The organism is Aminobacter sp. P4_D5 (assembly GCF_056401815.1).
This window is the reverse complement of the sequence record NZ_JBFUIP010000083.1, coordinates 1-24,654: the sequence shown is the minus strand read 5'-3', so window position 1 is coordinate 24,654 and position 24,654 is coordinate 1. Positions and strand designations below refer to the sequence as shown.

At 59.2% G+C, this 24,654-nt stretch carries 22 protein-coding genes and 2 pseudogenes; 5 read left to right on the top strand and 19 right to left on the bottom strand.

The window, feature by feature from the left end:
* Positions 1 to 259: aminopeptidase (locus tag AC1DWF_RS18345; RefSeq protein ID WP_476841907.1), on the top strand; the 259-nt coding region annotated here is incomplete at its 5' end.
* A gap of 426 nt (positions 260 to 685) precedes the next feature.
* Here AC1DWF_RS18345 and AC1DWF_RS18340 read toward each other — a convergent pair.
* The 3 genes from AC1DWF_RS18340 to AC1DWF_RS18330 form a co-directional block, all read right to left on the bottom strand.
* Positions 686 to 1,009: a DUF6894 family protein gene (locus tag AC1DWF_RS18340; RefSeq protein WP_476786212.1), complete on the bottom strand. Its 324-nt coding sequence runs from the start codon at positions 1,007 to 1,009 to the stop codon at positions 686 to 688.
* A 500-nt stretch (positions 1,010 to 1,509) separates the two neighbouring features.
* On the bottom strand, positions 1,510 to 2,646 hold the full coding sequence (locus tag AC1DWF_RS18335) for a sulfate/molybdate ABC transporter ATP-binding protein (RefSeq protein WP_476841906.1): 1,137 nt from the start codon (positions 2,644 to 2,646) through the stop codon (positions 1,510 to 1,512).
* Positions 2,647 to 2,993: 347 nt separating this feature from the next.
* Positions 2,994 to 3,830, bottom strand: coding sequence for a sulfotransferase domain-containing protein (locus tag AC1DWF_RS18330; protein WP_476785180.1), 837 nt, complete (start codon positions 3,828 to 3,830; stop codon positions 2,994 to 2,996).
* Positions 3,831 to 4,118: 288 nt separating this feature from the next.
* On the opposite strand from AC1DWF_RS18330, the gene AC1DWF_RS18325 reads away from it, so the two are divergent.
* On the top strand, positions 4,119 to 5,282 hold the full coding sequence (locus AC1DWF_RS18325; RefSeq protein ID WP_476841905.1) for a glycosyltransferase family 4 protein: 1,164 nt from the start codon (positions 4,119 to 4,121) through the stop codon (positions 5,280 to 5,282).
* 47 nt (positions 5,283 to 5,329) lie between these two features.
* On the opposite strand, the gene AC1DWF_RS18320 is transcribed toward AC1DWF_RS18325, so the two are convergent.
* From AC1DWF_RS18320 to AC1DWF_RS18295, 6 genes are all read right to left on the bottom strand, one after another.
* Positions 5,330 to 6,646, bottom strand: a complete 1,317-nt coding sequence (locus AC1DWF_RS18320; RefSeq protein WP_476841909.1) for a lipopolysaccharide biosynthesis protein — start codon at positions 6,644 to 6,646, stop codon at positions 5,330 to 5,332.
* Positions 6,647 to 6,871: 225 nt separating this feature from the next.
* Entirely contained in the window at positions 6,872 to 8,206 is a 1,335-nt protein-coding gene (locus tag AC1DWF_RS18315; RefSeq protein WP_476789230.1) for a DegT/DnrJ/EryC1/StrS family aminotransferase, read from the bottom strand.
* Positions 8,178 to 8,918, bottom strand: coding sequence for a PIG-L deacetylase family protein (locus AC1DWF_RS18310; protein ID WP_476783503.1), 741 nt, complete (start codon positions 8,916 to 8,918; stop codon positions 8,178 to 8,180). The genes AC1DWF_RS18315 and AC1DWF_RS18310 overlap by 29 nt, the downstream gene beginning before the upstream one ends.
* A 260-nt stretch (positions 8,919 to 9,178) precedes the next feature.
* Positions 9,179 to 10,093 (bottom strand): methionyl-tRNA formyltransferase, encoded by a 915-nt coding sequence (locus AC1DWF_RS18305; RefSeq protein WP_476789231.1) that lies wholly within the window; start codon positions 10,091 to 10,093, stop codon positions 9,179 to 9,181.
* Positions 10,090 to 10,791, bottom strand: a complete 702-nt coding sequence (locus AC1DWF_RS18300) for a sugar transferase (RefSeq protein WP_476783505.1) — start codon at positions 10,789 to 10,791, stop codon at positions 10,090 to 10,092. Before AC1DWF_RS18300 ends, AC1DWF_RS18305 begins: the two co-directional genes overlap by 4 nt.
* A gap of 41 nt (positions 10,792 to 10,832) precedes the next feature.
* Positions 10,833 to 12,017, bottom strand: coding sequence for a polysaccharide biosynthesis/export family protein (locus tag AC1DWF_RS18295; protein ID WP_476783506.1), 1,185 nt, complete (start codon positions 12,015 to 12,017; stop codon positions 10,833 to 10,835).
* Between the two features lie 270 nt (positions 12,018 to 12,287).
* Between AC1DWF_RS18295 and AC1DWF_RS18290 the strand changes: the two genes are divergently transcribed.
* Positions 12,288 to 13,454: a glycosyltransferase family 4 protein gene (locus AC1DWF_RS18290; protein ID WP_476804222.1), complete on the top strand. Its 1,167-nt coding sequence runs from the start codon at positions 12,288 to 12,290 to the stop codon at positions 13,452 to 13,454.
* 92 nt (positions 13,455 to 13,546) lie between these two features.
* Here AC1DWF_RS18290 and AC1DWF_RS18285 read toward each other — a convergent pair whose 3' ends face one another.
* Complete coding sequence (locus tag AC1DWF_RS18285; RefSeq protein WP_476783508.1) at positions 13,547 to 14,398, bottom strand: ATP-binding protein; 852 nt, start codon at positions 14,396 to 14,398, stop codon at positions 13,547 to 13,549.
* On the bottom strand, positions 14,395 to 15,468 hold the full coding sequence (locus tag AC1DWF_RS18280) for a glycosyltransferase (protein WP_476841908.1): 1,074 nt from the start codon (positions 15,466 to 15,468) through the stop codon (positions 14,395 to 14,397). The genes AC1DWF_RS18285 and AC1DWF_RS18280 overlap by 4 nt, the downstream gene beginning before the upstream one ends.
* Positions 15,469 to 16,068: 600 nt before the next feature.
* Here AC1DWF_RS18280 and AC1DWF_RS18275 point away from each other — a divergent pair.
* Together AC1DWF_RS18275 and AC1DWF_RS18270 are read left to right on the top strand one after the other, a co-directional pair.
* Entirely contained in the window at positions 16,069 to 16,743 is a 675-nt protein-coding gene (locus tag AC1DWF_RS18275) for a sensor histidine kinase (protein ID WP_476841904.1), read from the top strand.
* A gap of 23 nt (positions 16,744 to 16,766) precedes the next feature.
* On the top strand, positions 16,767 to 17,420 hold the full coding sequence (locus AC1DWF_RS18270) for a response regulator (protein ID WP_476783511.1): 654 nt from the start codon (positions 16,767 to 16,769) through the stop codon (positions 17,418 to 17,420).
* Between the two features lie 22 nt (positions 17,421 to 17,442).
* Here the strand turns inward: AC1DWF_RS18270 and AC1DWF_RS18265 are convergent, their stop codons facing one another.
* The 8 genes and pseudogenes from AC1DWF_RS18265 to glnQ all read right to left on the bottom strand — a co-directional run.
* On the bottom strand, positions 17,443 to 18,804 hold the full coding sequence (locus AC1DWF_RS18265) for a UDP-glucose dehydrogenase family protein (RefSeq protein WP_476783512.1): 1,362 nt from the start codon (positions 18,802 to 18,804) through the stop codon (positions 17,443 to 17,445).
* 238 nt (positions 18,805 to 19,042) lie between these two features.
* Positions 19,043 to 20,440, bottom strand: a complete 1,398-nt coding sequence (locus AC1DWF_RS18260) for an O-antigen ligase family protein (RefSeq protein ID WP_476804224.1) — start codon at positions 20,438 to 20,440, stop codon at positions 19,043 to 19,045.
* Between the two features lie 39 nt (positions 20,441 to 20,479).
* A complete protein-coding gene (locus AC1DWF_RS18255) occupies positions 20,480 to 21,661 on the bottom strand; it encodes a glycosyltransferase family 4 protein (protein ID WP_476789235.1) in 1,182 nt (393 codons plus the stop codon).
* Between the two features lie 355 nt (positions 21,662 to 22,016).
* Positions 22,017 to 22,292, bottom strand: a pseudogene (locus AC1DWF_RS18250) (helix-turn-helix transcriptional regulator); the annotation flags it as partial.
* A 145-nt stretch (positions 22,293 to 22,437) separates the two neighbouring features.
* Positions 22,438 to 23,076, bottom strand: coding sequence for a DUF2285 domain-containing protein (locus AC1DWF_RS18245; RefSeq protein ID WP_476786286.1), 639 nt, complete (start codon positions 23,074 to 23,076; stop codon positions 22,438 to 22,440).
* Positions 23,000 to 23,209: a transcriptional regulator domain-containing protein gene (locus AC1DWF_RS18240; RefSeq protein ID WP_476786287.1), complete on the bottom strand. Its 210-nt coding sequence runs from the start codon at positions 23,207 to 23,209 to the stop codon at positions 23,000 to 23,002. The genes AC1DWF_RS18245 and AC1DWF_RS18240 overlap by 77 nt, the downstream gene beginning before the upstream one ends.
* Positions 23,210 to 23,395: 186 nt before the next feature.
* Positions 23,396 to 24,409 carry a succinylglutamate desuccinylase/aspartoacylase family protein gene (locus AC1DWF_RS18235; protein WP_476804225.1) on the bottom strand — a complete coding sequence of 338 codons (1,014 nt, stop codon included), beginning with the start codon at positions 24,407 to 24,409 and terminating at the stop codon, positions 23,396 to 23,398.
* Between the two features lie 31 nt (positions 24,410 to 24,440).
* Positions 24,441 to 24,654 (bottom strand): annotated as a pseudogene (gene glnQ / locus AC1DWF_RS18230) (glutamine ABC transporter ATP-binding protein GlnQ); the annotation flags it as partial.

The window sequence follows — 24,654 nt, the reverse complement described above, 5'->3', positions numbered from 1 at the left end:
GATGCGGATGCGCCACCGGCAGATCCGCGACGGGAACTGGGGTGGCTACCGGGGATACGATGCCTGGTTCGATGCCCCGATTAACAACGCGACGCTCGCAGCGACCTCCGTTTACGCCGATCGGGTTCCGGCGTTTCTCCGCTTGTTCGACGTGTGTTCAAGTGACCATTCACGGTTCTATGCGTCTGTTCAACGGATCGCCATGTTAGACAAAGCATACCGCGAGGAAGCGCTTAAGGCTGCAGATTCATGTGATTGAGCCCTCCGTCGTCGGCCCAGGATTCTTCGAACTCTAGCCGTAAAGCCGATCTTCCTCGACTGCGATCCGTGCGGTTTTATTCGAGCCCGAACAATCGCAGGCCGGGGCGGTGGATGATTTCCGAGATATTGTCTAGGGGCACGCGGGCATTCGCGTTCCTTCTACAATGTCATTGACCTTCCGTAGCGGACCAGCAGCGATCAAGATCGCGAACTGGTGGGGCGAACGACCAAGATGTCGGCGCAAAGCTGTCGGTCGCTTCGGCTGACCGAACGTCAGTTTGTATCACTCGTCCACGGAAAGCGGCCGGACATGTTGCCACCCCATAGACGCTGTAGACCTTGGCACATCTGCTTCCAACGCGGGAAATGATTTTCCGCGGCTCATCTAGGGCCGAAGCGGAACGGCAGCTTCCTCCCTTTGTGCCTAGCCTGATCTCTTCACCGAGGGATCCTCGGTTGGTGGTTCTTCATTTTCGCTGTCAGAGAAGACCGACTGAAAGTCGACGGTCGCGATCACGTACCCGGCTTCGTCAAATATTCGGGTGGCGAGCTTGCTGGGATCGTGCCGTTTTGTGACGTGATCCATCACGTTGTCTGCCATAGCTTGTCTTGCTTGTGCTTTGGCTGCCTCTATGTTCGCCAAGTCAAGTACCACGGGCTCTGCATCGGTCTCGTGAAGAAATTCAAATCGATATTTGGGCATGGTGCCTCCCGACGTTTCGTCGTCGGATAAGCGTGGTGCTGCCATTTTTGTTCCAGCCCAGATGGCCTTTTAGCAGCACATGACCACCGCACGCAGCGCTATGCTGATGTCAGATGAAGTGAGTAGATCTCCTCACCGTCGAATGTCGCAGCTTTTTCTCGCCTGGCATGTGCTTGGCCATGACGCGCAATCGGCACGGCTCCGTTGATCGAACGGCCGCTTTAGTTGGCGACCTTCAATTCTAGCCGGGCTTCGGAGGGCTGGAAGATTTCCTCGGCTTAAATGTTGCGGTGAATGTATGCCGGAAGCATAGTGATCGTGTCGCGGCCCAGTCGCGGTGCTTTAAGGACTTTGCGTCGGCCCGCTTCTCCTATCATCGCTGAGAAGCGTTCGCCCGTTTGCGGCCAGCTCCAGTTGCGAAGTACGCTTGCTGCCCCTTTATTCCAATCGACGTTCTCGAGCGGCCCGTCCGTACAGTCCGGTGCAAGCTCCTTAGTCTGCATTGCAGTTCGCTGGGCTGGCCTTGAGTTTGGATTTTCACAACGTCAGCAACGCGACGTTGAATCACTTTGAAGTCCGCGCTGACGAGGGAGAAGGACACAGCGCAAGTGCGTTAAACTTGGTTTTGCACAAAGAGCATGCTCTGTCTGACGCCGGAACACCTTCCAGTTCTTTGGCCTGAAGGTGATCGTCGCCCTCTCACAGTCCGGATGCGAGCCCGGAATTTCGATCTCCACGCGCTGCCCGCCGTCCCCGACGTCCAGTTCGACAAGGCGGGCGCCGGCGACACGCCGGATTGCCGTCATGGTTCCGCAAATGCAGCAATCTGCACCTTCCTTCAGATCGATGTCGTGCGGCCGAAAATAGAGAATGGCTTCACCGTTAGGCGCGTCGGGCGCCGAAATGCCGATGTTGCGGCCGGCGATCCACAGTTCGCCGCTTTCGACTCGCACCAGCAACGAGCTCGACTCGCCCACGAAGGAAAAAACGAAGGGCGAATTCGGCGTGTCGTAGATCTCATCAGCGGTGCCAACTTGCTCGATTCGTCCTTGGCTCATCACGACGACGCGGTCGGCAAGCTCAAGAGCCTCGCCTTGGTCATGGGTGACGAAGACAGTTGTATGACCGGTCTTCTCGTGGATCTCGCGCAGCCAGCGGCGTAGCTCGCGCCTTACCTGGATGTCGAGCGCGCCGAACGGTTCGTCGAGCAAAAGCACGCGCGGTTCGATGGCCAGCGCGCGCGCCAGCGCCACGCGTTGCCGCTGGCCACCGGAAAGCTGCGCTGGGAAACGCTTTTCCAATCCGGTCAGGTGAACCAGGTCGAGCAAATCCGACACGCAGCGCCTGATCTCAGCGTCCGGCGGGCGGTTGCGGCGCCTCACTTTCAAGCCGAAGCTGATATTGTCGGCGACCGTCATGTGGCGGAACAGGGCGTAGTSCTGGAAGACGAAGCCGACATTTCGCTCTTGCACCGTCTTTAGCGAGGCATCCTCTTCGCCGAAAAAAATCGTGCCGGTGGTAGGCTGCTCAAGCCCGGCAATCAATCGCAAGAGCGTCGTCTTGCCGGAACCCGACGGTCCAAGCAGTGCGATAAGTTCACCTGAGCGAATGTCGAGCGAGACATCGTGCAAGGCTGGAAATCCGCCAAATTCCTTGCGCACATTGGAAACGCGGACCTCCATTTCCACCCCCGTTCTTTACTGCCCGCGTGTTGTGGCACTGGGCGCCAAAGCGTTTTCAGAATAAGTGACGAGTTCGTGACGGCCGGGGCAACGATAGAGTTTTGTTCAGAAATCCCCCCATCCAGATGACCCCCGGACTCACCGTGAACCGCGGTCCAATTGCAATGAAAGTGTTGCCATAAACTCCCTTCGTGTGCCGGCGCTCACATCTCATTATCGCTCGTCGCCGCCAATCCGCCTATTGGACGGTACCGTCGCGGAATGCCGATCAGTGTGACGCAAGCGGTACCGACTGCTTCTGGCGGGCAGGCCTGTCTCCATGCAGACGTTTGTCGTTACAGTGGCCGTCAATGCGCCGCCCCCGGGTGCGCATCAAGAAGCCGTCGATGGTGCTGCGTGTCGCGCCATACAATCGCCATGGCCGTGCCAGCCAGCAGCCGCTTTGCTTCGGGTCGCAGCTTGCGGAAGCAGGTTTCCTCGATCAATCGAATCTGTTCGGAATCGAGATAGGCCGCAAATCCGCCGACTTGGCCGCGTCGCATGCGCAGGCTCTCTTCATCACTTCGGTCGTAGTCGTGCGACGGTAGTCCCATCGACAACTCCTGTCTTTTCATGGAACTGAATCGACTAGCATCCACCGCTTTGGCGAGCTCCGGCAACTTGACCTTGCAACCAAGGAACGACAGCACTTTCGCTGTTTCCTCAAAGGTATCGGAGGTCAAATTTTCATAGCTCAGCACATAGGTCTTGCGGTTGGCGACGCCCATCGACCAGCTGTTCAGATACTGTACCAAGGCAGGCAGGCCGCGCTGTCGATCCACGATGAATTGCCACATGTCGCCTTGGAAGCTGAGCTTCTGGCGTGTGGCATGAAAGTAGCTGGAGACGATAACGTCGCGTGGGTCGCGTACCATAAAGATGACAGGCCGGTTTAGAAACAGCCGTCTTTGGTAGCCGAAATGACTTACCGGGATGAGAGGCATGTCGGGTTGCAACTCGCCGAAGGCAAATGCCGGAAGCCCCCTGACTGGGTCTCTGTCGAAATTTGGTAACACTTTGAACATGCTGTGGAGATCGACTTCGATGCCGAGGTTGAAGGCGTTGGCAAAATAGTTCGACAGGACGAAACGAAACCAGGTCCGGCCTGATTTTGGATAAGAAACTAGGAAGGCGTCGGCCTTCATGGCCTTTGTGGCCAGATAGAGCGGCCTCGTAGCGCGGTGCCAAATACGCCCAGGAAGATTATGCATTCTTGCCTTCCGCTCTACGGCCGACAATACTGTGGCCCCTCAATCAGCCATGATCCAAGCGGTAATGCAGGTCAGGAAAAACCGAATTTTTCGCTGCGGATGCCCATGCTAAAAGTCGCGCTCGGAAGCGACCAGAGCTGCGTCAGCGATGTGGCGACGCGTGCGACCAGGAAATCGATTTATGGTGGTTCGTGTCGGGTGACCCAGATGATAGCGCGACAAATGAACGGCAACATCAACGGCTCTGGTATAGGCGACAGTGCTGCGGCATTGCCAGAAGGTTGGGCCGCCAACCGCCAGGTTGGTGTCGTGATCGTCCTGCYAGCGCTTGGGGCGGGTGGCAGCGAGCGTGTCGTCAGCTCGATCGCCAATCATTGGGCCGAGCGCGGCTGCAAAGTCGCGGTCATCACACTGGAGCGCCGTGGCACGCCGCCCTATTACAAGATCGATCCGGGCGTGGACGTGATCCACCTCGACCTCCCAAATCGCCGCACCGGCCCGCTGCGTGGGGCTTGGCTAGCTGCAAACCGCATGCTTCGGCTTCGCCGCCAGTTGCTTCGGCTGGCACCAGACGTTGTCATCAGTTTTCTGACGCGAACCAACATCCTTTCGTTGCTGGCGGCAAAAGGCACCGGCATTCCCGTGGTCGTGTCGGAACGCAACAATTCCGAACTGCAGACCTGCGGGGCCGCTTGGGGCTGGATGCGCAAGCAGCTCTACCCCACATCTTTTGGCCTGGTCACAATGACCAATGGGGCGATGGACCTTTTCCCGCGGCGGCAACGCCCACGCAGCTGGGTCATCCCGAACGAGGCAAATTTGCCCGTCGATTTGCATTTGCGGCGTGGGCAGCGAATTCTCGCGGCGGTGGGGCGGCTCGTACCCCAAAAGGGATTTGACCTGCTGCTGGAGGCGTTCGCCCGCATCGCTCGCGCTCACCCCGATTGGACCTTGGTGATCTGGGGCGAGGGGCCGGAACGTGCCGCGCTTGAACGACAGCGGTGCGCACTCGCCTTGGACAGTCGCGTGCAGTTTCCCGGGGTAAGTGAACGGCCGGGGGGCTGGATCGAGACCGCCGACGCCTTTGTACTGTCGTCGCGCTACGAAGGGTGGGGTATTGTGCTAGTGGAGGCCATGGCGGCCGGGCTGCCCGTCGTTTCTTTCGATTGCCGGTTTGGGCCGAGCGATATGGTTACCCACGAAGAGGATGGCCTGCTCGTACCAAATGGGGACGTCGAAGCGCTCTCCACAGAGCTTTCACGGCTGATGGGCAATGAGGCGCTGTGTATCTCGCTCGGGCAGGCCGCCGCGAAGTCGGCCCGTCGATTTTCGCGCGAGCGCGTAATGGCGCGGTGGGACGAAGTGGTTAGTTCGGCTATCGAGTGAGACCGCTGGTGATATCCGCGCGCTACCGGGTTGGAGTCAATTGTCCGTCAATCGCAGCCCTTGTGCGAAGCGGGTTGTAAAACCGGGGTCGAGGAAATTTTTAGTGCCTTGCGATAGACCAGCATTAGGGCGGTCAGCCAAACGGCGGACATCGAGACATGGGCGACGTTTGCGCCCATTGCTCCAATCAGGGGGATGGCTGTCAGCGCGGTGATGTGGAACACCAAAGTTGCGCCAAGCACTATCTTGAGGACGGCGGGCTGTCGCCCCATCGCGAGCAGGGCCGTGCGTACAGCGCTACCGCTCAGCGTCATCCCAACGGCGATCATCTGCACGGTGGCCAGCGGCGCGACAGCTATGAATTCTGCGCCGGCGGTCCAGCGCAGCACCGGCTCGATGCAGAGCCAGGTGCCCACCACCATCGCAACTCCGAACGATAAGAGCAGTATTTCCATTTGCAGGATCGTGCGGCGAAACGAGGCTAGGTCCTGTTTTGCCCACAGGCGTGCCACGTCAGGGTAGAGGACGGCTTGGACCTGAACCCCGCACTGAACAACGACGCGGCCCAAGCGTTTGGCAATGTGATAAAAGCCTGCCGCAGTCGGTCCAGCTAGGGCGCCTACGATCAGCGTGTCGAACTGGGCACTGGAACGTATCGTCAGTTCAACATTGCTGCCGATCGTAAAGGCCCAAAGTCCTTTGAAGCGTGTCGATATGCCGGAGAGCGGCGCGGACAGCAGATGATGCACTCCCTGCCGGTGTATTTCGACGAAAGCAAGGGTCAGGAATACCAATGCTCCAAAGATTTGAGTGACGGTCCATACAATGACGAAATACATAAGCCCAGCGCTTGTCAGCAATCCGATCAAGCACAGCACCAATCGCAAAATGGTGTTCAGTTGCGATCCGTAAGCCACCAGCCAAAACCGGCCGGCGAGCCGCATGACTGCTGTTGGGAACCCGTTGATTTGAAATATCAGTGTCGTCGAGTAGATCAGAACCAGCAGCACGGCTCCCTTGCTGACACCAAACAACGGTCCGAAGAGCAAAACCAGACCTACTGCGAGCACAAAGGCTGTGACAGCGGYGGCGACGTCCACCAGCAGTCCGAATTTGAGCAGCGAACGGTAGTCGTCGTGTTGACCCGCCTCCTGGAGTTCCGCGCCGTATTTGATCAGGGGTTGCCATGATTGGAAGCCCACCAAAAGCTGGATCACCCGACCGTAGCTATACGCCAGCGCCAGCACGCCATAGTCCGTGGGACCCAGGGCGCGGGCGGTGACGACGAAGGCGATCATTCCGATGATCGAGCCAAAAAGACTGCCGGTTAGCAGGTGCCCTATATTGATGAGACGGGTGTGCAGAATTGTTTCTTCTCGCCATCCCTGCAGGATGAGCCCACCAAAAGCGCGAACTGCCGCCGCTAACGGTAAGCGGCGCCCATTCCGCGTCAGGCGTTGCTGAGGCTTGGCACAATCGTCAAGTGAGCCGGGCAAGTCCGATGTCACTCTCTCTCTCTCTCTCTCTCTTTCTCTCCAGGCTGGCGCGGTTGCAAGTGCAATCGGTTAGCCCGCGCCGTCGCGTATACGCTAATCGCCGGCCCGGCGAGCCGCTCTGCCGCCATATCCAGGACGGGGACGTCCGTCCTGTTCGCCCTTCGGCAATCGCATCCATGTATTGACGGGGACTGCAGCCGACCAATCGTCACCCAAGCTCGACTCGTCGGTCGCGTGCTGCATCACGGACGTGACGACTGAGGCGGTCCGGTGCATTGACGTCAGGCTCTGGCACGGGTCCACCAGGAATGCGAGGCTGGTAGCGCCCAATAGGGCTGCCGTGGGGAGCGGATCGGCAGGCACGAAGCCTCGATCGACGAAGGCTTTCTCGCGATAGATTTCAGAGCAGCTGCCGCTGAAACAGCCGACCCCGGCTGCGGTGATTGCCCGCATGATCCTGTCGCGGTTCCATCGCCGCTTCAGCCGCTCCGGCCTCACGAAAGTGTAAACGCGATACCATGCATGTCGAATGTGCGGCGGCGGCACAGGCGTCCGCAAACCGGGAAGGTTTTGGAACGCAGCCGTCAGGATGGCGGCGTTCGTGGCGCGCTGGCCGTGCCAGGCAGGCAGTCGCTCAAGCTGCCTGAGACCGATCGCCGCCTGAATTTCCGTCATCCGATAGTTGGAGCCGAAGCTTTCGTGTAACCAACGAAAGCCAAGTGGGTGAGGGTGTGAAAACACCACGGTGTGGGATTTGCCGTGGTCTTTCAGGCTCCAGGCGCGCCGCCATATAACCTCGTCATCCATGGCCAATAGACCGCCTTCGCCACCCGTCGAGATGATCTTGTCCTGGCAGAAAGAGAAGGCTGCGATATCTCCGAAGCTTCCCACCGGCCGGCCCGAAATTTCGGCCCCGTGCGCCTGGGCGCAATCTTCGATCACCACAATGCCATGTTGGCGGGCAAGGCGGGTGATCGCTTCCATGTCCGCGGGCCAACCCGCGAGATGGACCACGATGATAGCGCGGGTGCGTGGGGTCAGCACCGCGACGATCGTCTCTGCTGTAATGGCCTGGCTTGAAGGATCAACGTCGGCGAAGACCGGCACGCCGCCGGCCATGGGTACGCACGACGCGGAGGCAACAAAACTCCGCGGTGTGACGACGACCTCATCATCCGGCTGCAAACCGATTGCCTGCAGAGCAATGTCGAGTGCAACTGTCCCGTTGGTAACGGCGATTGCGTGGCTGCGGCCAAGCAGCGCCGCATAAGTTTCCTCAAATGCACGCACTCTGGAGCCCGTCCAGGCGTTCACCTTGCCCGAACGGAGCACTTTGAGCACGTCCTCGATTTGCTGCTCGTCGTATTGGGGCCATGTTTTGGGGGAAGGCCCGAATCGTTCAGGAGTGCGCTGCGGCCAAGGGTTCATGACGGGCCTCCTGGGGCGTTTGATCGGAAAAAACGACGTCGCGGATCAATACAAAGGCTTCCGCCGACGGCCTGTGCACTGTGGCGCCGCGCAGCGTGGCAAGCGCGTGTAGCGCTTCCGTGGAGCGCTCATGCGGGAAGGCCCGGATTTGCGAACCGTACATCCGCATGGCCTCCAGCTTCAGTTCCAAAGTCTGGCTGATGTCGACAAAGACATTGGGAACGAAACCCGGCGACAAATAGGGCGCGTTCCAATTTGTCTCGGACAAGGTTTCGTAGGCCAGGATCGTTCCTGGATATTTCGTCTGGTTCGGCCGCGCGGCGACCATGGCCGAAAGAAAAGTCAATTGATGGTCGATGTGGATGTCGCCGGCGAATGGAACGAACAAAGTCGTGGGTTCCACCTGCTTGATGAGTTCTCTCAATGCGGCATTTCGAATCACATGAGATGTTTCGCCCAGCCGCGCCGCTGGTAGGTCCAGCCAAAAGGTTTTTTCCACACCAAGAATGGCGTGAGCTTGTACCGCTTCCGAACGAACTTGGGTGGTTTCGGCGGCAGAGTAGTCTGGCGACTGTCCCGTGGTAACCACAGCTACGAAGACTTCATGACCGGCCTTGGCAAGCCGCGCGATTGTGCCGCCGACGCCCAATGTTTCGTCATCAGGATGCGGGGCGATAACCAAGGTGCGTCCAAAATTATCCACCCAAGTCATTCATTGCTCCTACGCGAGAATGCAAATATTGGGCATTTTGTTTTGATGAGGGACGGGGCTGAAGCAGGATGGTCCCATTCTAAAGCTTGGGCGGTATCCTCATTCAATTCGACGTGATTGCAAAGAAGCTCGACGCGCAATTGAGTCAGGCAATGCCTCAGCTATAGGGGATTTTGCGCAGTTGCATCCCTCGTTGGGGTAGGCAGCAACGTTTGCAGATTCGCCTGCCTGGAGAAACGCAGAGGATGAACGTCGGGCCGTCACGCAGGTTCGCCGAGCTTAGAATGAAGGCGGGGCCTCAAAGCGACATCATCCATTCGCCACGCTGTGACGTGCACGCACCCGCCATCGCCACACCGAACGGCGAAGCCTTCCGGAGTGTGGGCCTGAACTTGACCGGGCAGGCCAATGAAGCGATGCGAGTCCGGAAAGAAAGTGGCCCGGTCGATGATGAGCCGGCGCGATAGGCAGGTGGTGAAGGCTCCCGGATATGGCTCGCCGACTGCGCGGATCAGACGAAGGACCGCTTCGGTCGGCTGCTTCCAGTCGATCCGTCCGTCCTCCGCAGTTCTCTTAGCGCAATAGGTCGCTTTGCCATGATCCTGCTCGGTCCGCGGAGGATTGCCGGCGCGCACGAGTTCTATTGCTGTTTGCAGCATGCGGGCCATCGAACCAATCTGCTTGAGATAGAGCGTGCGGGCCGTTTCATCGTCTTCAACCGCGATTGTTTCCTGGAGCAAGATCGGGCCGGAATCAACGCCGTCGTCGAGCCAGAATAGCGACGCGGCGGTCGTGGTTTCGCCAAGTAGGATGGTCCACGGGATAACCGCGCGGCCACGCAGGCGCGGTAATGGTCCGGGGTGAAATCCGATATTGCCCAACCGCGCAACAGTCCGGAAAGCGTCGCGACAAATTTGGGACCATCCGATCACCAGCACGAGATCAGTGTCGAAAGCCATCAGTGTTTCGATGGTCGCGCGGTCGTTTATATCTAGCGTATATTCGACCCTGCTGCCGGCTTTGCGAGCCAAGGGAGCGATATCGACGAAATCCGAATGCCGATTTGCCGCCTCCGTCGGCAAAGTTATTACCAGACCCGGAGCCGTGCCGGCCCGAGCCAAAGCGTCGAGAGCGACGGCAGATGATTGAACGGTACCGACGAACGCGATGTTCATTGGGCGTCCCCGTTGATGAGATGACCGTCTCCGACAACTTCTCCTCCCGAACGCGATGCAAGATGAGCCTGGGCGGATCGAAGCGCCGCTGCGCGAATATTTTCGCCACGCAGAATTACGGTCGCGGTCAAAAGCAATATCCGCGCATCAAGCGATCTCGACCGGTAGTCGACATACCAGATATCGAGAGCGAGCTTCTCGAGATCGGCAAGACGGGTGTTGCCATTGACTTGGGCCCAGCCAGTCAGGCCCGGCCGCACGGAGTTCCTGACAGGCCCCAAGGTACCAAAAGCGGCCACAGTAGAGGGCAGAAGTGGGCGTGGGCCGACGAAATTCATCTCTCCTCGTAGAATTGCCACCAACTGTGGGATTTCATCGAGCCGCAGACGGCGTACAAGGCGGGTGAGGGCGATCTCGCGCTCGCTGTCAGGCAAGAGCCGTCCGTCGCCATCGCGCCGATCGCGCATTGTCCGAAATTTTACAACGGTAAATGGACGGCCGCCCAGGCCACTCCGCTGCTGACGGAACAGCAGCGGCCGCCCAAGCGAGCACCAGATGAGCACGGCGGTCAGCGCTGCAGGAAGCGCCGCCAGCAGCAAGGCGAAGAGAGCGACGACGTTTTGCCCGCCAATCGATGCGGAAAACGCTCGACGGTAGGCCAGTCGACTCCATGGCCCGCGCTCCTCTTGCGAATGCATTCCACCGCCCGCCCTGGGCGATTCGGGATTGAGCGCATGTCTCATTGCGCCAAACTTGACGCAGAAACAGTGGGCGAGACAGCCACCGCTTTGCCCTCCAGGTCGTGCATGCGGACGACAAGCACGTCACCGGGAAATAGCAGCGTGTCCGGCCGCGCCTGATGGTCAGTTGGTCTCCCATCCGTGTTGCGTCGGATGATGAAATCGAGGGTCACTTCCTTGTTTCTTGCCAACTCTTCAGCTGTCAAGGTCGAGATCAGCACGAGTTGCTCTTCGGTGCCGCGTCGCGATGAGAGAAACTTGACCAAATCGGCGCTGTGCTTTTCAAGCTCGAGAAGCGCTTCCAGATTGCGGATCTTGGCCAGATCCGCCAGCTTGCTTTGCAGTTCACCAATTCCGCGACGGGCCTCCGAGAGATCGGCAAGTATCTGGAGCTGGCGGGCCTCCTCCATAGATGTCTGGCGCATGAGGTTGGAAACATCGGTCAACGTTTTTATGCCGCGCGCTCGCAGGTCTTGCGCGCGCTTCAGGTCTGCGCGGCTCAACTCGATGTTCCCCGCTGCATTCTCAGAAAGTTCCTGGAGCAGGCCAAATCCGCGTTTCGCTTCGGCCAACTGTTCAGTCAAAACCGTTGTTTGCGAGGTGAAGCTGTCAATCCCGGCTGTCAGGATGCGCTTCTGGACTTCGCGGATGGATTCAGCCACAGGCCCCTTGACGTAGGTACGCGCCCGCTCCGGGACGTCTTCATCGAGAATCTTCGCTCGGCCGGCGAGTTGGGCAGTCACGCGCGCGCTTGCTAAGGCCTCGCGAATGATGTCCGCTTCGACGGTGTCGAGCTCTTGACGCAAACGTGCACTGGCGAGAACGGGATTCTCGGTCGTGGTCGCCTGAATCTGCCCTCCCGCCAGGCCGAGCGCCGTTTCGACAGTCAGCTGTGGCTGGAAAGGATATGAGCCAGGCTGGCGGACGTCGCCGATCACGAAAACTGGGCGGTAGGCCGCTACCGACACGCTGAGCTTTGGTACGATGAAAATCCGCTTGGCGACGTAGCTGCGTTCCAGTTCCTTGACTGTATCTGACAAGGTGAGCCCGCTCACTTGCACAGCTCCAATCAAGGGCGCCTGGATTGCACCGTCTGGTGCGATGGGCAAGTCGACTGGAATCTCGTCGTCATCCAGGATATCGAATTTTATCGTGTCTCCCGGCGCAAGCAGGTAACTGGTCATTGCTGATGGCTCGGCGCCCGAACTGGAAGCGATCGGCCCCCCCAACAACAAGGCTACTCCTGCCCCAACAATGCAACTTAACTTATGCAACGTTCTTGAGATCGACATACCAATCCTCCGATCTTCAGACTTGAAACGCGCTAAACAAGGCAACTGGAAACATTCTGCGTTGTGTGAAACAGTCGCTGTTGGACGAACGCCACGTTTAGGGGCCGATATCCTTGCGAGCTGTCACGTGCGGCCGGCGCCCGTAATGAAGGTCGTTACCCGATGGGGCAGCGAGTTGCTTCTTCCTCCTTCCACGCGCCTAGGGAACGGCGCAGGATTGCTGTGGTTTGCAGCTACACCGTTTCGTTGGTGAATTTCCGGTTCCACCTGCTCAAAACGATGGTGGAACGAGGCCATGAGGTTGTTGCCTACGGCCCCGAACTGCACCTTCCTACCGTCGATGCGCTGGCCGCGATTGGCGTGTCTTTTGTGCAGATCCCGATGGCGCGGACGGGTCTCAACCCGCTGCAGGATGTGCGGACGCTGATGGCCCTGTGGCGGGAGTTGCGGACATATTCCCCCGACGTTATTCTTTGCTACACAATGAAGCCGATCATCTATGGCCTGATGGCGGCACGCTTCGCCGGCGTCAAACAACGGCACGCCTTGATCACCGGACTCGGTTACATTTTCAGCGACGCCGACAGACCGCGCCTGTCGTGGATCCGACGGATCGCCACCTGGATGTACAGGTTCGCCCTGCACGGCGGCGGCAAGGTGTTCGTCTACAATGACGCCGATGCGGCCGACATTCGCAACGGTCGGATGGTCGCTGATTTCGGGCGGATAGTTTCCGTGCCGGGCTCGGGTGTGGACTTGGGCCGCTTCGTGCCTAGTGACGTGCCCTCCGGCGCCCCCGTCTTCTTGATCGTAGCGCGTTTGTTGCGCGAAAAGGGATTTTGCGAATTCGCCGAAGCCGCCAAAGCGCTGCGTCAGGTGAACGCGCAAGCGCGATTTCAGATCCTTGGGCCCTTGGATCCAAGCCCGCTCGCGATTTCGAAAGCCGAGGTGGACCGCTGGGCAACCGAGGCGGGGATCGAGTATCTCGGGGAAACCACCGATGTCCGGCCCTATCTTGCTGCCTGCAGCGTTTTTGTCCTGCCGTCTTTCTACCGCGAGGGCATACCGCGCAGCATTCTGGAGGCGATGGCGACAGGCCGCGCCATCATCACCACCGACATGCCCGGCTGCCGCGATACGGTGGTGGATGGAGAAAACGGCGTCATCGTTCCTCCGCGCGATGCCAATGCTCTTGCAGCGGCGATGAAGCGTCTCATAGATGATCCCGCGCTGGCTCGGCGCATGGGACAGCGATCCCTCGAGATGGCGCATGATCGCTTCGACGTGCATGCTGTGAACCGGCTGCTTCTCACTGAGATGGAACTTTGAACGCCGGTCAGGGTCGGGCGGAGCCGGCTCTTCGCGTGCCGCCACATTTGAGTTCAGCCGCCGAGACCGGTAAAAACCGTGCGGTCCGGTCATCATGGTCGTTTCTGCTGGTGGCCAAGAACCAGCCCCTCGATCTCGGATCCACTGCCGGCGCGGGCTCGCACGGTGAAGGCGCCCTCCCACCCAAGTTCGAACAGTGTCGCGTCATGACGCGAACCTTTCGACCGAGCGATCAGCACCTGGGAGCGGGGCCCGCGGCAATAGGATCGGATGTTCGATATGGCGTGGCGTATGTGCTCGACAGGGAAATAATTCAGATTGAGGATGTTGGCAGCGCGGATGAAGTCGAATCTGCCGATGAAGCTTGGCGTTGGAGCGAAGATGTCGTTCTCTACGAGTTCAATATTCCTGTCCGCCAGGTCCCGGGATTCCATCCGGACGGCAACGCTACATCCTTCGGCGATCATGCGCCGCAGCCGACTGCGCAGTGCCGCGCGCGTAAAAAGCCGCAGCGCGGCCATCAGCGTGAAATAGTCCAACCTTCGGATCCACGCCCGTATCGGCCGTCCGGCCACATCATATTGCAGCGGCCAGCCGTCGGCATCCGCGAGCACGCGAAATCCTGGCGCGATCTCCATGAGATGAGCTTCGACGAAGAGGTCCGTACAGGTCACCTCAGCGCAAGCCCCGGCTGCGCGCAGAAAGTCCATGAGTTCGATGGTCGTCAGGCCCGTCGAAGCGCCGACATCGAGCACCTGCCGGAAGACCGCTGCCCGTTCCGCCAGCGCCGGCCCGATTTCTGTCTCCAATGCAGCGAAGCGGGAAGGCTGCGTTAACTTGAACGTACCGTTGCGCATCTTGAGATTGGAGAAGAACTGGGATTCGACAACGGGGTCGGCTTGCCGCCTTTCGACCAGAAAGAATTGCCTGGCCGTCAGGGTCATTTGCCAAACTCCGCTTTTCCCAGACTGGCGCTGCAGTCGCGGCGATCCAGGAATTCGTCGTAACGATGTGCGATCTGCGCCAGCGAGAACCGGTTCTCGATCCGCCGGCGCGCCGCGATCGAAAGTGCTGCATAGTCTTGGTGTCCCAGGTCGGTCATTCGGCGCATTGCCTCGGCAAGGGCCTGCGCGTTGCGCGGCGGAACGACCGCTCCTGTGTCGCCGACGACCAGGGCAGCGTCGCCGACATTGGTGGTCACCACCGGCTTTCCGTGGCTCATCGCCTCGGCGACCACGTTCGGAAAGCCTTCGGTGCGCGATGAGAGAACCAGGACATCGATGCCATGATAGAAGGCCGCCATGTCGTCAACCTGGTCGCAAAGCTCGATCGCGGCCTCGGGCAACCCGGCCGCCGCCATCATGTTTCGTATCTCCGCATTGTCATGGGCAACGCCAGCACCGGCTGCGACGAACTTGACATCAGGCCGCCGCGCTAACAGCAAAGCTGCTGCGCGAAAGAATGTTTCGTAGTCCTTTTGTGGATGGAACCGTGCCGCGATGCCGAAGACATGCGGTGTCCGTGTCGGGATGCCGTTTGACCGATCCTCGACGATATCGAAGCCGTTCGGGATCACTTCGACATTGCAGTTTTTGAACCCGAAGCGGCGGTGCAGCTCCAATGATCGATGGGAATTGTAGATGATGCCCTCAGGCAGCCGCGCAAGATGCTTGCATAAACGCAGTGCGATCCTTGTGTTCCGGGATAGTGCGGCCGGGTCGTCAAGCGACTGGCGAACGTTCCAGAACAAAGGCGCTGAATGCGAAGACAGTCGTTGCGCCAACACTCCCGCGATCGAGGCGTGATACATCCAGCAGAGGATTGCACTTGGCTTTTCGCGAGAGATGAGCCGCGCCAGATGAAAGAGTCCTGTCGCCGCCCTAGCGTTGGAATCCATTCGCAACCGTTCGAAACGCGCACCACTGCCTGCCAGCAACTGGTTGCGCTCAGAGACGTCGATTAGCGAGACTACGAGCGAACTTTCTCGCGAAGTGCGCACCAGTCGCGAAAGCATCGTTTCGGCCCCAGCATTCGCCACATAGTTGGTGATCACGTGCATGACCATTCCGCGATGCAACCTCGTCTTATGCAACTCGACGAATGTGGGCGAGGTTAGTCGAATGCGGGGTTTTTAGGAGGATGAAAACCCTGACAGCCTGGGAAGAAATCCTGTCAAATCGGTTTGCAACTTGCCATTTTGGTCCTGTCAGGTTAATTTAGGGGTTTCTAAAATATCGCAAAAGAAATCTCGTAAAAGTAAGTTAAGCAAGGCCGAGATGCATCCTCAGGTTGCACGTTAGCGCCTGTCAATGTTGGTGGGGTAGATATGTTCGGATTGGATGCGGACGATGGCAAAGGTCCGGGTAGAGGTGAAAGCGTCCGCAATCCGAAACGAACTCGTGACGGGGTGCCATGGTCTGAAGATTGCGTTTTTCATGGCACGTCGTCGTCGCCGAAGGTGATACCCGCAAAGCCAGAGACGGGAATAGACACGCCGCCCCTCGGTCGGCCACGGTATCGAAGTTCGACGTTTGGAACGTTGTGGGAACGGCCAAGCGTTCAAGCGACGAATGAACACTTAAGTGGGCACGAGGTAGACGCGAGCGCCGTTCGTATGATCAATGAGGACTTCACTGCGTCGGAGGTGGACGTAGTTCAGCACGCCGTGCGGCAGGAACGTCGGCGGATCGCGCGGGACCTCCACGACCATGCCGGGCAATACCTCGTTGGCATAACACTTCGGTTGGCCRCTCTGGAGCAAACCATCGCCGATACATCCACGAGGCGCGCTTTCGTGGATCTTCGTCAACTGCTAAGCCGGTTCGGCAATGAGCTCAGAGCTATTGCGGCAGGTGAGCGCCGAGGTGTCCCCATGGGTTCCCGGTTGGCTGCGGCGCTCGGGGCGCTGACTGCTCAGTGGGAGCACGACACGGGCATAACCATCCGCTTCCACGCTGAGCGAACGCATGGAACCAAACCGGACCTTGCGACCACCGAAACAATATTCCGTGTCGCGGAAGAAGCGCTCACCAACATCGCCAAGCACGCAACGAATGCCTCACAGGTCGTGGTGCGGCTGGAATACGGGCCGGGACTGGTCAGGCTCGTGATTGAGGACAATGGGCCGGGCCTCAACGCTCGTGAGGACCAAAATGGACGGCTAGGCCGCCGGGGCGGCATCGTCAATATGCAGGAGCGATTGGCGGAGAGGGGAGGGCAGTTGGTGATCTGCTGTCCTCCGTCGGGCGGTATGCACCTTACAGCGACTGTTCCAGTCAAAACGCACTGAAACTCGCAAAGGAGACTGTGCCCGTGAATCCGATCCGCACTGTTCTCGTCGATGATCATCCGGTGGTAGTCGCCGGTGCGCGTGCGCTGATCGAAGCGTCAGACGATATCGTTTGCGTCGGCGAAGCCTACAATGGAGCCGACGCACTAGCCCGAATCGAGGAGACCGCCCCCGATGTGGTCGTGCTTGACGTTCAGCTTCCAGATATGAGCGGTCTCGTTCTCACCGAACAGCTGATCGCCAAAGGATACCGCGGGCACATCGTGATCATGACGCTTTTTGAGGATCGCAGCTATGTGGAGCTCGCTCTTCAAGCCGGCGCGAAAGGCTTCGTTCAAAAACGCTCAGGGGGTCAGAACCTGTTGCTCGCGATCAGATCGGCGACCGTTGGCGGATTGTATCTCGATCCGCCTACCGCTTGCCAGATGCTGACCCCGCCCGAGCCCGAAGCGGCTCATCGCATGTCTGGTGGCGGGTCGGAACTGACGACGCGCGAGGAAGAAGTGCTGCGCCTGATCGCGCTGGGCTACTCCAACAAGGAAATCGCCTACCGCGTCGCTGTCAGCGTCAAATCCGTGGAGACCTACAAGGCACGGGCTACCGAGAAGCTGAAATTGCATTCGCGCGCGCAGATCGTCCATTTCGCCGTGACACATGGATGGATGACGGCGGCTTGATGGCGGCAGGCCCTTCGTGGCGTCACTCCGCTGCGATCGGTCCCCGCATCCTTCCAAGGCCGGCGTCGTAGGGCGCTAACGATCCCGAGCCTATTCCAGAGTAGGCGAAGCCGAATCTGTTCACATCTTCGGCGGTATAGATGTTGCGGAGATCGACAAGCACCGGTTCGGCGACCAGCGTTTGTAGGCGCACGAAATCCAGCGCCCGGAATTGCTCCCATTCGGTCAGGATGCAGATCGCACTGGCGTTCTCGGCAGCTTCGTACGGACTTGCGTGGAAGGACACGTCCGACCACAGCTCCTTGGCATGCTCCATGCCTTTGGGATCGTATGCCTGGATGCGAGCACCTGCATCCTGCAGCGCCTGGATGATCGAGATCGAAGGCGCTTCGCGCATGTCGTCGGTATTCGGTTTGAAGGTAAGGCCGAAGACGGCGATCGTCTTGCCGCGCACGCTGCCCCTTGCAGCCTGGATGATGCGGCGAGCCATCGCGCGCTTGCGGGCGTCATTGACAGCGATCGTGGTTTCGACGAGGCGCATTGGACTGTCATGGTCCTGGGCTGTCTTGGCCAGTGCAACCGTATCCTTTGGAAAACACGATCCGCCAAAACCTGGTCCTGCATGAAGGAACTTGGATCCGATGCGGTTGTCGGCACCTACACCCGCCGCCACTTCCTGTACGTCGGCGCCCACTTTTTCGCAGAGATCGGCGATCTCGTTCATGAAGGTGATCTTCATGGCCAGGAACGCATTCGAAGCATATTTGATCAGCTCGGCCGATCGACGCGATGTGAACTGGATGGGCGATTTGTTGAGGAACAGCGGCCTGTAGATTTCCGCCATTGCCGCGCGCGCATAGTCATCGGCCGCCCCGACAACGATTCTGTCGGGGTGTTTGAAATCCTGGATGGCGGCCCCTTCGCGCAAGAACTCCGGATTGGAAACGACGGAAAATTCCGCGCTCGGGTTTTCCTCGCGGATGATCCGCTCGACCTCATCCGCCGTGCCGACTGGCACGGTCGATTTGGTGACGATGACCATCTTCTTCGTGAGCGCACGCGCGATCTCGCGCGCAGCCTGATAGACGTAGCACAGGTCGGCATGGCCATCTCCGCGCCTGGCAGGTGTGCCCACGGCGATGAAGACGACGTCCGCATCCACCAATGGGGTAGCCAGGTTGGTCGTGAAAGAAAGGCGGCCATCGCGAACATTGTGAGCGATGAAGGATTCCAGGCCTGGTTCGAAGATCGGAACCTGACCGCATTCCAGCTCGGCGATCTTGGACACGTCCTTGTCGACGCACGTCACCGTATGGCCGAATTGGGCGAAGCACGCACCGGAAACCAGTCCGACATAGCCGGAACCAACAATGACTACCTTCACATGATCTCTCCTCAAGCAGTGAAGATCGGGATGAAGATTCCAACAAGTCTTCATCTGACCGCCAGATCGCGTCGCTGGCCGAAAGAGCCCGCGCGACACAAGGCTCGCCATGCCGAGAGCGATGATCACGCAGGACATCTTGATGTGTCAGGTCAGGGAAACATGTACGGCCTGCGGTTTATCGGACGCTTGGTTTTCGTCTATGCCGCGGCATGCTCGGTTTTGGGCGCGCCGGCCTCTACAGCTGGCGGTGCGGTCCGCGTTCGCTGTCGGACATGCGTGATCGAGGCGCTGTGGAGGCAGACATTGCGGAGCGCGATCCGCTGGGCGGCCCGAAGTCATCAGATTGAGACCGAAACTGGACACGAGTCGCGCCCCGCAGTTGGGTCAATCCCAATCCAAAACACAAGAACACGGGAGCGGTCCAGTATCGTGCGTACATGTGCGGATTGAACATCGCGATTGTCAGAAACACGACCACTGTCGTTGCCACCGCTGCCAGCGCATATTTGTCCCCGCCGGCCCTTTTGATGGCGAACCAAAGCAGGACGCCGACGCCCGAGAACATGATCCAGCCAACAACAGCCAGTAGCCCGCCTTCCACCCATAGAAGCAAATAGAGGTTGTGAACCGGAGCTTCCTGTACGCTTCGTTCGCGGAACTGGTCGGCACCAAGGCCCACCAGCACAATGCGCTCATGGGCTATCACCTCGACCGCTTCCTCCATGAGTGCTGTTCTCGAGATCAAGGTTCCCGCTTCGGACGTGTCGCCTGAGGAAAGTGCTGCCAGGACCCGCTTGTGAAACGTCTTGGGCAAAAGTTCCGTGCCGCCGAATGTTACAAAGCCCGTTGCCAGGACGGCACCCACGATCGCCAAACGCAAGAGCAGCCGCGTGGTCATGATGCATGTCGTGAAGACGGCCAGGCAGATCGTGATCAGGATCAGCCCGCTGTTGGAACTCGTGAGTACGATCGTCACCAGGCAGATCGCCACCGCGGGCAATGCGACATAGGCCTTTATTCGGCCCGAAGACCAAAAATAGAGCAGGATCGGCATGATCAAAGCGTTCATCGACGCCGCGAGATTCGGATTCCTGAGCACGGTGGCCAGCCGCAGCCCGCCGGTGACCACGCCTTTGCTATCGCCGGGCACATAACCCACGGCGTAGAAGGTATAGATGCCGTGGATGTCGACCAGAATGATGCTCGCCAGGAAAATGGCGGCCAGACGATGGGCTTCTTGCGGGTCTTTACGCGCCAGAACGACCATCAGGATGAGGTAGGAGAAGAGATACTGCGTGGTGACGATCAGGCCACGTTCGGCACTTCCGCGCAAAAGACTTCCGGCCATCAGCCCCACGAACAGCAGCGTGAAGGCCAGCAGCCACGTCGATGTTGCTCTGCCAAGCGGCCTGTTGGGGATAAGGCCGGCAATCAAAAGAATGAAAAAACTCAGGCAGAAGAAAAAATCGCTGAGGGTAAAAAACACCTGCGGTAACCGCAGATTGGCATACGGCGCGAAGAAGACACCGGCGTAGAGAACGATACGCTCGAGGGCCGATAGGCCGCTGGACGTCCTGCCAGAAAGGCTGGCGAACTGCCGCCAGGCCGAAATTGATTGTCCGGTTTCTGCCACGGCTGTCTCGCGCGACGGTTCTGCGCGAACTTACCACATTCACCCGTATGCCTTCGCCTTCCGATTATCGGAAGCGAGGAGTTCATCGTAGACCCGCGTGATCTCGCGTACATGTCGCTCGACGCTGAAACGCGAGCGTGCGTTGCTGCGAGCGGTTTCGACGATGTGCTGGCGCATCTGGGCATCTTGCAGCAGTTTCAGGCCCGCTTTGGCGAACGCGTCGGGATCATCCGGTCGAACAAGAAGCCCGGTCTGCCCATCTTCGATCGCCTCCGGGTTTCCACCCGAGTCGGCGGCGACAACCGGTGTGCCGAGCAACATCGCCTCGACAAGGGTTCTCCCCAAGGGTTCATCCACCGCCGTTACCAAAAGCGCATCGAGCGCTGCGATCCAGGGCTCGGCGGGATAGCGAAAACCCAGGAAGTGGACATGATCGACAATCCCAAGTGCTTTAGCACGCGATTTCGCCTGTTCGTCGAGGCCATGGAGCGAATTGCCGAGAAGCAGACCTGCCAGTTTTATTTCAGGGGCCATTCGCTTCAGCGCAGCGATCGCCTCGACAAACAGCACCGGGCGTTTGCGGTCAACCAGAGTTCCAACGTAGCCGAAGAGCAGCGTGTCGGGCGGGGCTCCGATTTCTGCAAGAACCATGCTTCGGGCATCCGAGCGCTCCATCCCAGCCGTCATGTTCACGTCGAAGGGGCTGTGAACGACGCTGCATTTGCTCGCGGCCGAAAAGAACCCAGGGGGCGGCGAAGCAAATTTCGATACCGCCACCACGTGATTGGAAAGCCAGGGCGCTACGCGGCGCAGCCCAAACGACGATGCGTCATTGCGGTGATGCCAAAGATGCTTGGATCCGGCGAGACGTGCCGCAAGCCCCCAGGTGATGTGCGTGCGGCCATCGTTCGTGTGTACGATCGCGACATTTCGGGCCTTCAAGAATTTTGTAAACGCTGGAAGGGTGCGGACGACAGTGGCAGCGGCACTGTCGCGTCTTTGTCCGCGGGCCAGATGGTGTTGGGCGGGGGCGGTCTCGAACTGGATACCTTCTCGCCTGAAGATTTCGGCGACTGGCCCGTCGGGGAGTTGCAGTACAACCAGCGGCGTAAAGCGCGACCGGTCGAGATTTTTTATCAAGCCAAGCGCAGACAGGTGACTGCCACCAAAAAGGTCGCCGATGAAGGGAAAGCAAACGGTAATTGCCTTAGCGTTCCTCATCGTTGATTTTCTGCATCAATTTGTGTTGGCAGTCTACGTTCCTTCAGGGCTAAGGCTCGACTTGAGCAGGTCATCAACTTGGCTTTTTTCCAATCGGTAAACCGCTTTCTTGCGAGTAGCCCAACGACAGTTCAACAGCCGCTGACGATCGGCCGGATTTCCTGAATGCGTTGCGAGTAGGCCAATTTGCCTTCGGCTTCGCTGCCGGCCTTGAAGTCGCGACGCGTTTGGATTCTGCGAGGGAAAAGAAGGGATAGGCAATGAGTCTTGCGCATCGCGGGGAACAGATCGAGCTGTTTGCGTTCCAAAGCTGGGCGAGTCTGGACCGACAAAAGGGAATCGCCGCGCGATAAGCGGCGTATCGACCGGCCTGGGCCGGAGGCGGGGTCGGGTAGCGCTTGGCGGGCAGGATTGTGCCGCGGGGATCGGAGGTGGACGTCACCGCGCCGCGATCGGCCCAGGCTTCGAGATCGTCGATGGCGTACACAACGCGGCCGCCAAGCTTGCGATAGGCGGGACCGGTTCCATAGGTGCGATGCTTTTCGAAGGTGCGCGAGGAGAGACTGAGGAAAGTGGCCGCTTCCTTGGTGCGCAGAAAGCGCGGAGGCAAGCCGGCGTTTCGACAGTTCATCTGATGTCTCCATCACGTTTGTGAATGCCGTTGAGATCGAGCCGCGGACACGGGTGATGATGGAGAAGGGGATAAAGCGCTATTCAGGTGCCAAATGAGCGGGGGCTAATTTCGCACATATGCCGCCAGACTTGCCGACCAGAGCTCAGGAGCCGCGACGGCGGAACCTTAGCAACTGGCGGTAGCCGCCATCGATCATCTTGTGGCCGTCACGTATGAGGCGAAGCGTTGCATAGCGAAATGGTGACTCTTGCCATTCCGCTGCGATGACAAAGCGCGAGCCGAACAGCACATGGGCTATTTCGAAATGAGAGGCGCCTTCAATGCGGCCGTCGAGGGCGCGAAGCATGCGAGCAAGTCGAGTCCGTTGTGATGACGTCAGCCGCGGGTCCCGTACGCTGCGTCCCTTGAGCGATCTTATAAACCTGTCGACCGATGAAAGTCGTTCGAGTGCCTTGGCGTCGAGGGGCACTATTGCTGCTAGGGGGCGCGTGCTGTCGGTGCCATGAACAAGCGCGATCTGCCAGCCATTTGCTGCGGACAAATTGCGCTTATGCTCTCCGAATTCGTCACGTTGTGAAACTGCCGGCGGTAAAGCGGCCTGGACGTCGGAATCCTCCGACAAAAGCGGCGGAGTATTGACGAGCAGGATGACGCCGGGGTCGACCTCTGGTGTCCAGTAAACCGGCTGCTTTGCCGCCGGTCGCTCAGGATTGGCTGGGAAATCGCAGCCCCCACCGTCTCTGCAGCCTTTTCGCGGAGGAGGAAGGCGTGAAACCTTCATTGTGGATGTCTGCGAACTCTTGCTGGTAGGCTGGATTCCTTCTTAGGAATTCCCAGGCAAGTGCGTCCGCTGGGATCTTTCCGATGAAGTCATAAGCCTGCGAGCTGTGCCACTCAGAAGAATCCGGCTTCATCCATCCCCCCCAGCAAATTGCGGACTACTTACTAGGGCAATGGGAAAACCGAGGATATCGCCAAAAATGGCGATTGACAGATTGTGAGGAAAGGAGGYAGCGAGCGCCTATCCAACCTGGGTGATGAGGTCGACGCCAGACCCTGTTGACATCGTTGGAGGCATTGTCATCCGCGATCGACCAGCGTCATAAACGCTCGACATCGGTCACCAGCTTAAATAGGCAGTCTCCAGCAGATGTGAGGGCCGGCGCGCGGCGGCAGGCGACAAGGCCGGACTGGGTGAATCGGATGAGCGTTGCGGGCTCATGTGACCCCGCTATCGGATGGATGACGCCCGCGCATTGGCCAGCGGTGACGGTGTCGCCGATTTCGCTAGCTGGCTCGAAGATGCCTCTGACGGGCGCATAGGTGAAGGCTAGCCTGCCATCGACCCGCATCAATCGTGTTTGCTCCGCCGGTTCGACGATGGCACGGGGCAGGATTCCCATATGTTTCAGCACACGCAGCACGCCGTCTCGCGCAAGGGTTTCGCCCTGGCGTGACATCGTCGCACCCCCACCGAGTTCGGTCGTCAGGGCTGGAATACCGAGCATCTGGGCTGTCGCTGACAGTGTGGTCGCGCCGCCGCCACCTGAACCGTCGCTGATCGAGCCGATGGGGGCGCCAAAGACATGCATCAGTTCGATGAGCTGTGCCGTTTCGGTTTCAGTCTTGCCGGTACGGATCAGGCAGCACGGCAGATAGAAGAGCGACGTGCCGCCGGAGTGCAGGTCGATGACGATGTCGGTGAGAGGCAGAAGCACCTGTGCGACGTAGTGGGCGATTATCTGAGTTGGGGTGCCATTGGCGTCGCCGGGAAACATCCGATTGAGATTGCCCTGGTCGAGCGGCGACACCCGTCTGCCGGCGTCGACCGCGGGATAATTCAGTGCCGGCAGGATGATGATGCGGCCGCAAAGCTCGCTTGCTTCAACCTGCCGGGCGAGTTTGCCCAGCGCAACCTGGCCCTCATACTCATCGCCGTGATTGCCAGCGACAAGCAGGGCGGTCGGCCCGTTGCCGTTCTTGATGCAGACAATGGGGATCGGAATGGTGCCATAGGCGGAGCGGTGGCTCGAAAACGGCAGCCGCAGACAACTGATCTGCTTGCCGTCCTTGTCAAAATCGACGTCCGTCCAGATGCGTGTGTCGTTTGCCACTGATCCCTCCCTCCTCGTCAAACCACCCTCGTCAATGCAACAGCGTGTTGAGAAAGGAGCGGGCGCGGGGATGATTGGGTGTCGAAAAGAAAGCCACCGGCGAGGCTTGTTCGACAATGCTGCCCTGATCCATGAACACGACCTGGTCGGCAACCTCACGGGCAAAACCCATCTCATGGGTGACGCAGATCATCGTCATGCCCTCGTGGGCGAGCCCGGTCATGACATCGAGCACCTCCTTGACC

Coding starts and splice junctions, on each gene's coding strand:
- AC1DWF_RS18290 (WP_476804222.1), top strand. CDS start 12,288: ATGGGGCAGCGAGTTGCTTCTTCCTCCTTCCACGCGCCTAGGGAACGG.
- AC1DWF_RS18285 (WP_476783508.1), bottom strand. CDS start 14,398: ATGACCCTGACGGCCAGGCAATTCTTTCTGGTCGAAAGGCGGCAAGCC.
- AC1DWF_RS18315 (WP_476789230.1), bottom strand. CDS start 8,206: ATGAACCCTTGGCCGCAGCGCACTCCTGAACGATTCGGGCCTTCCCCC.
- AC1DWF_RS18280 (WP_476841908.1), bottom strand. CDS start 15,468: ATGCTTTCGCGACTGGTGCGCACTTCGCGAGAAAGTTCGCTCGTAGTC.
- AC1DWF_RS18295 (WP_476783506.1), bottom strand. CDS start 12,017: ATGACCAGTTACCTGCTTGCGCCGGGAGACACGATAAAATTCGATATC.
- AC1DWF_RS18330 (WP_476785180.1), bottom strand. CDS start 3,830: ATGAAGGCCGACGCCTTCCTAGTTTCTTATCCAAAATCAGGCCGGACC.
- AC1DWF_RS18300 (WP_476783505.1), bottom strand. CDS start 10,791: ATGCATTCGCAAGAGGAGCGCGGGCCATGGAGTCGACTGGCCTACCGT.
- AC1DWF_RS18240 (WP_476786287.1), bottom strand. CDS start 23,209: ATGAAGCCGGATTCTTCTGAGTGGCACAGCTCGCAGGCTTATGACTTC.
- AC1DWF_RS18340 (WP_476786212.1), bottom strand. CDS start 1,009: ATGGCAGCACCACGCTTATCCGACGACGAAACGTCGGGAGGCACCATG.
- AC1DWF_RS18255 (WP_476789235.1), bottom strand. CDS start 21,661: ATGAGGAACGCTAAGGCAATTACCGTTTGCTTTCCCTTCATCGGCGAC.
- AC1DWF_RS18245 (WP_476786286.1), bottom strand. CDS start 23,076: ATGAAGGTTTCACGCCTTCCTCCTCCGCGAAAAGGCTGCAGAGACGGT.
- AC1DWF_RS18310 (WP_476783503.1), bottom strand. CDS start 8,918: ATGACTTGGGTGGATAATTTTGGACGCACCTTGGTTATCGCCCCGCAT.
- AC1DWF_RS18305 (WP_476789231.1), bottom strand. CDS start 10,093: ATGAACATCGCGTTCGTCGGTACCGTTCAATCATCTGCCGTCGCTCTC.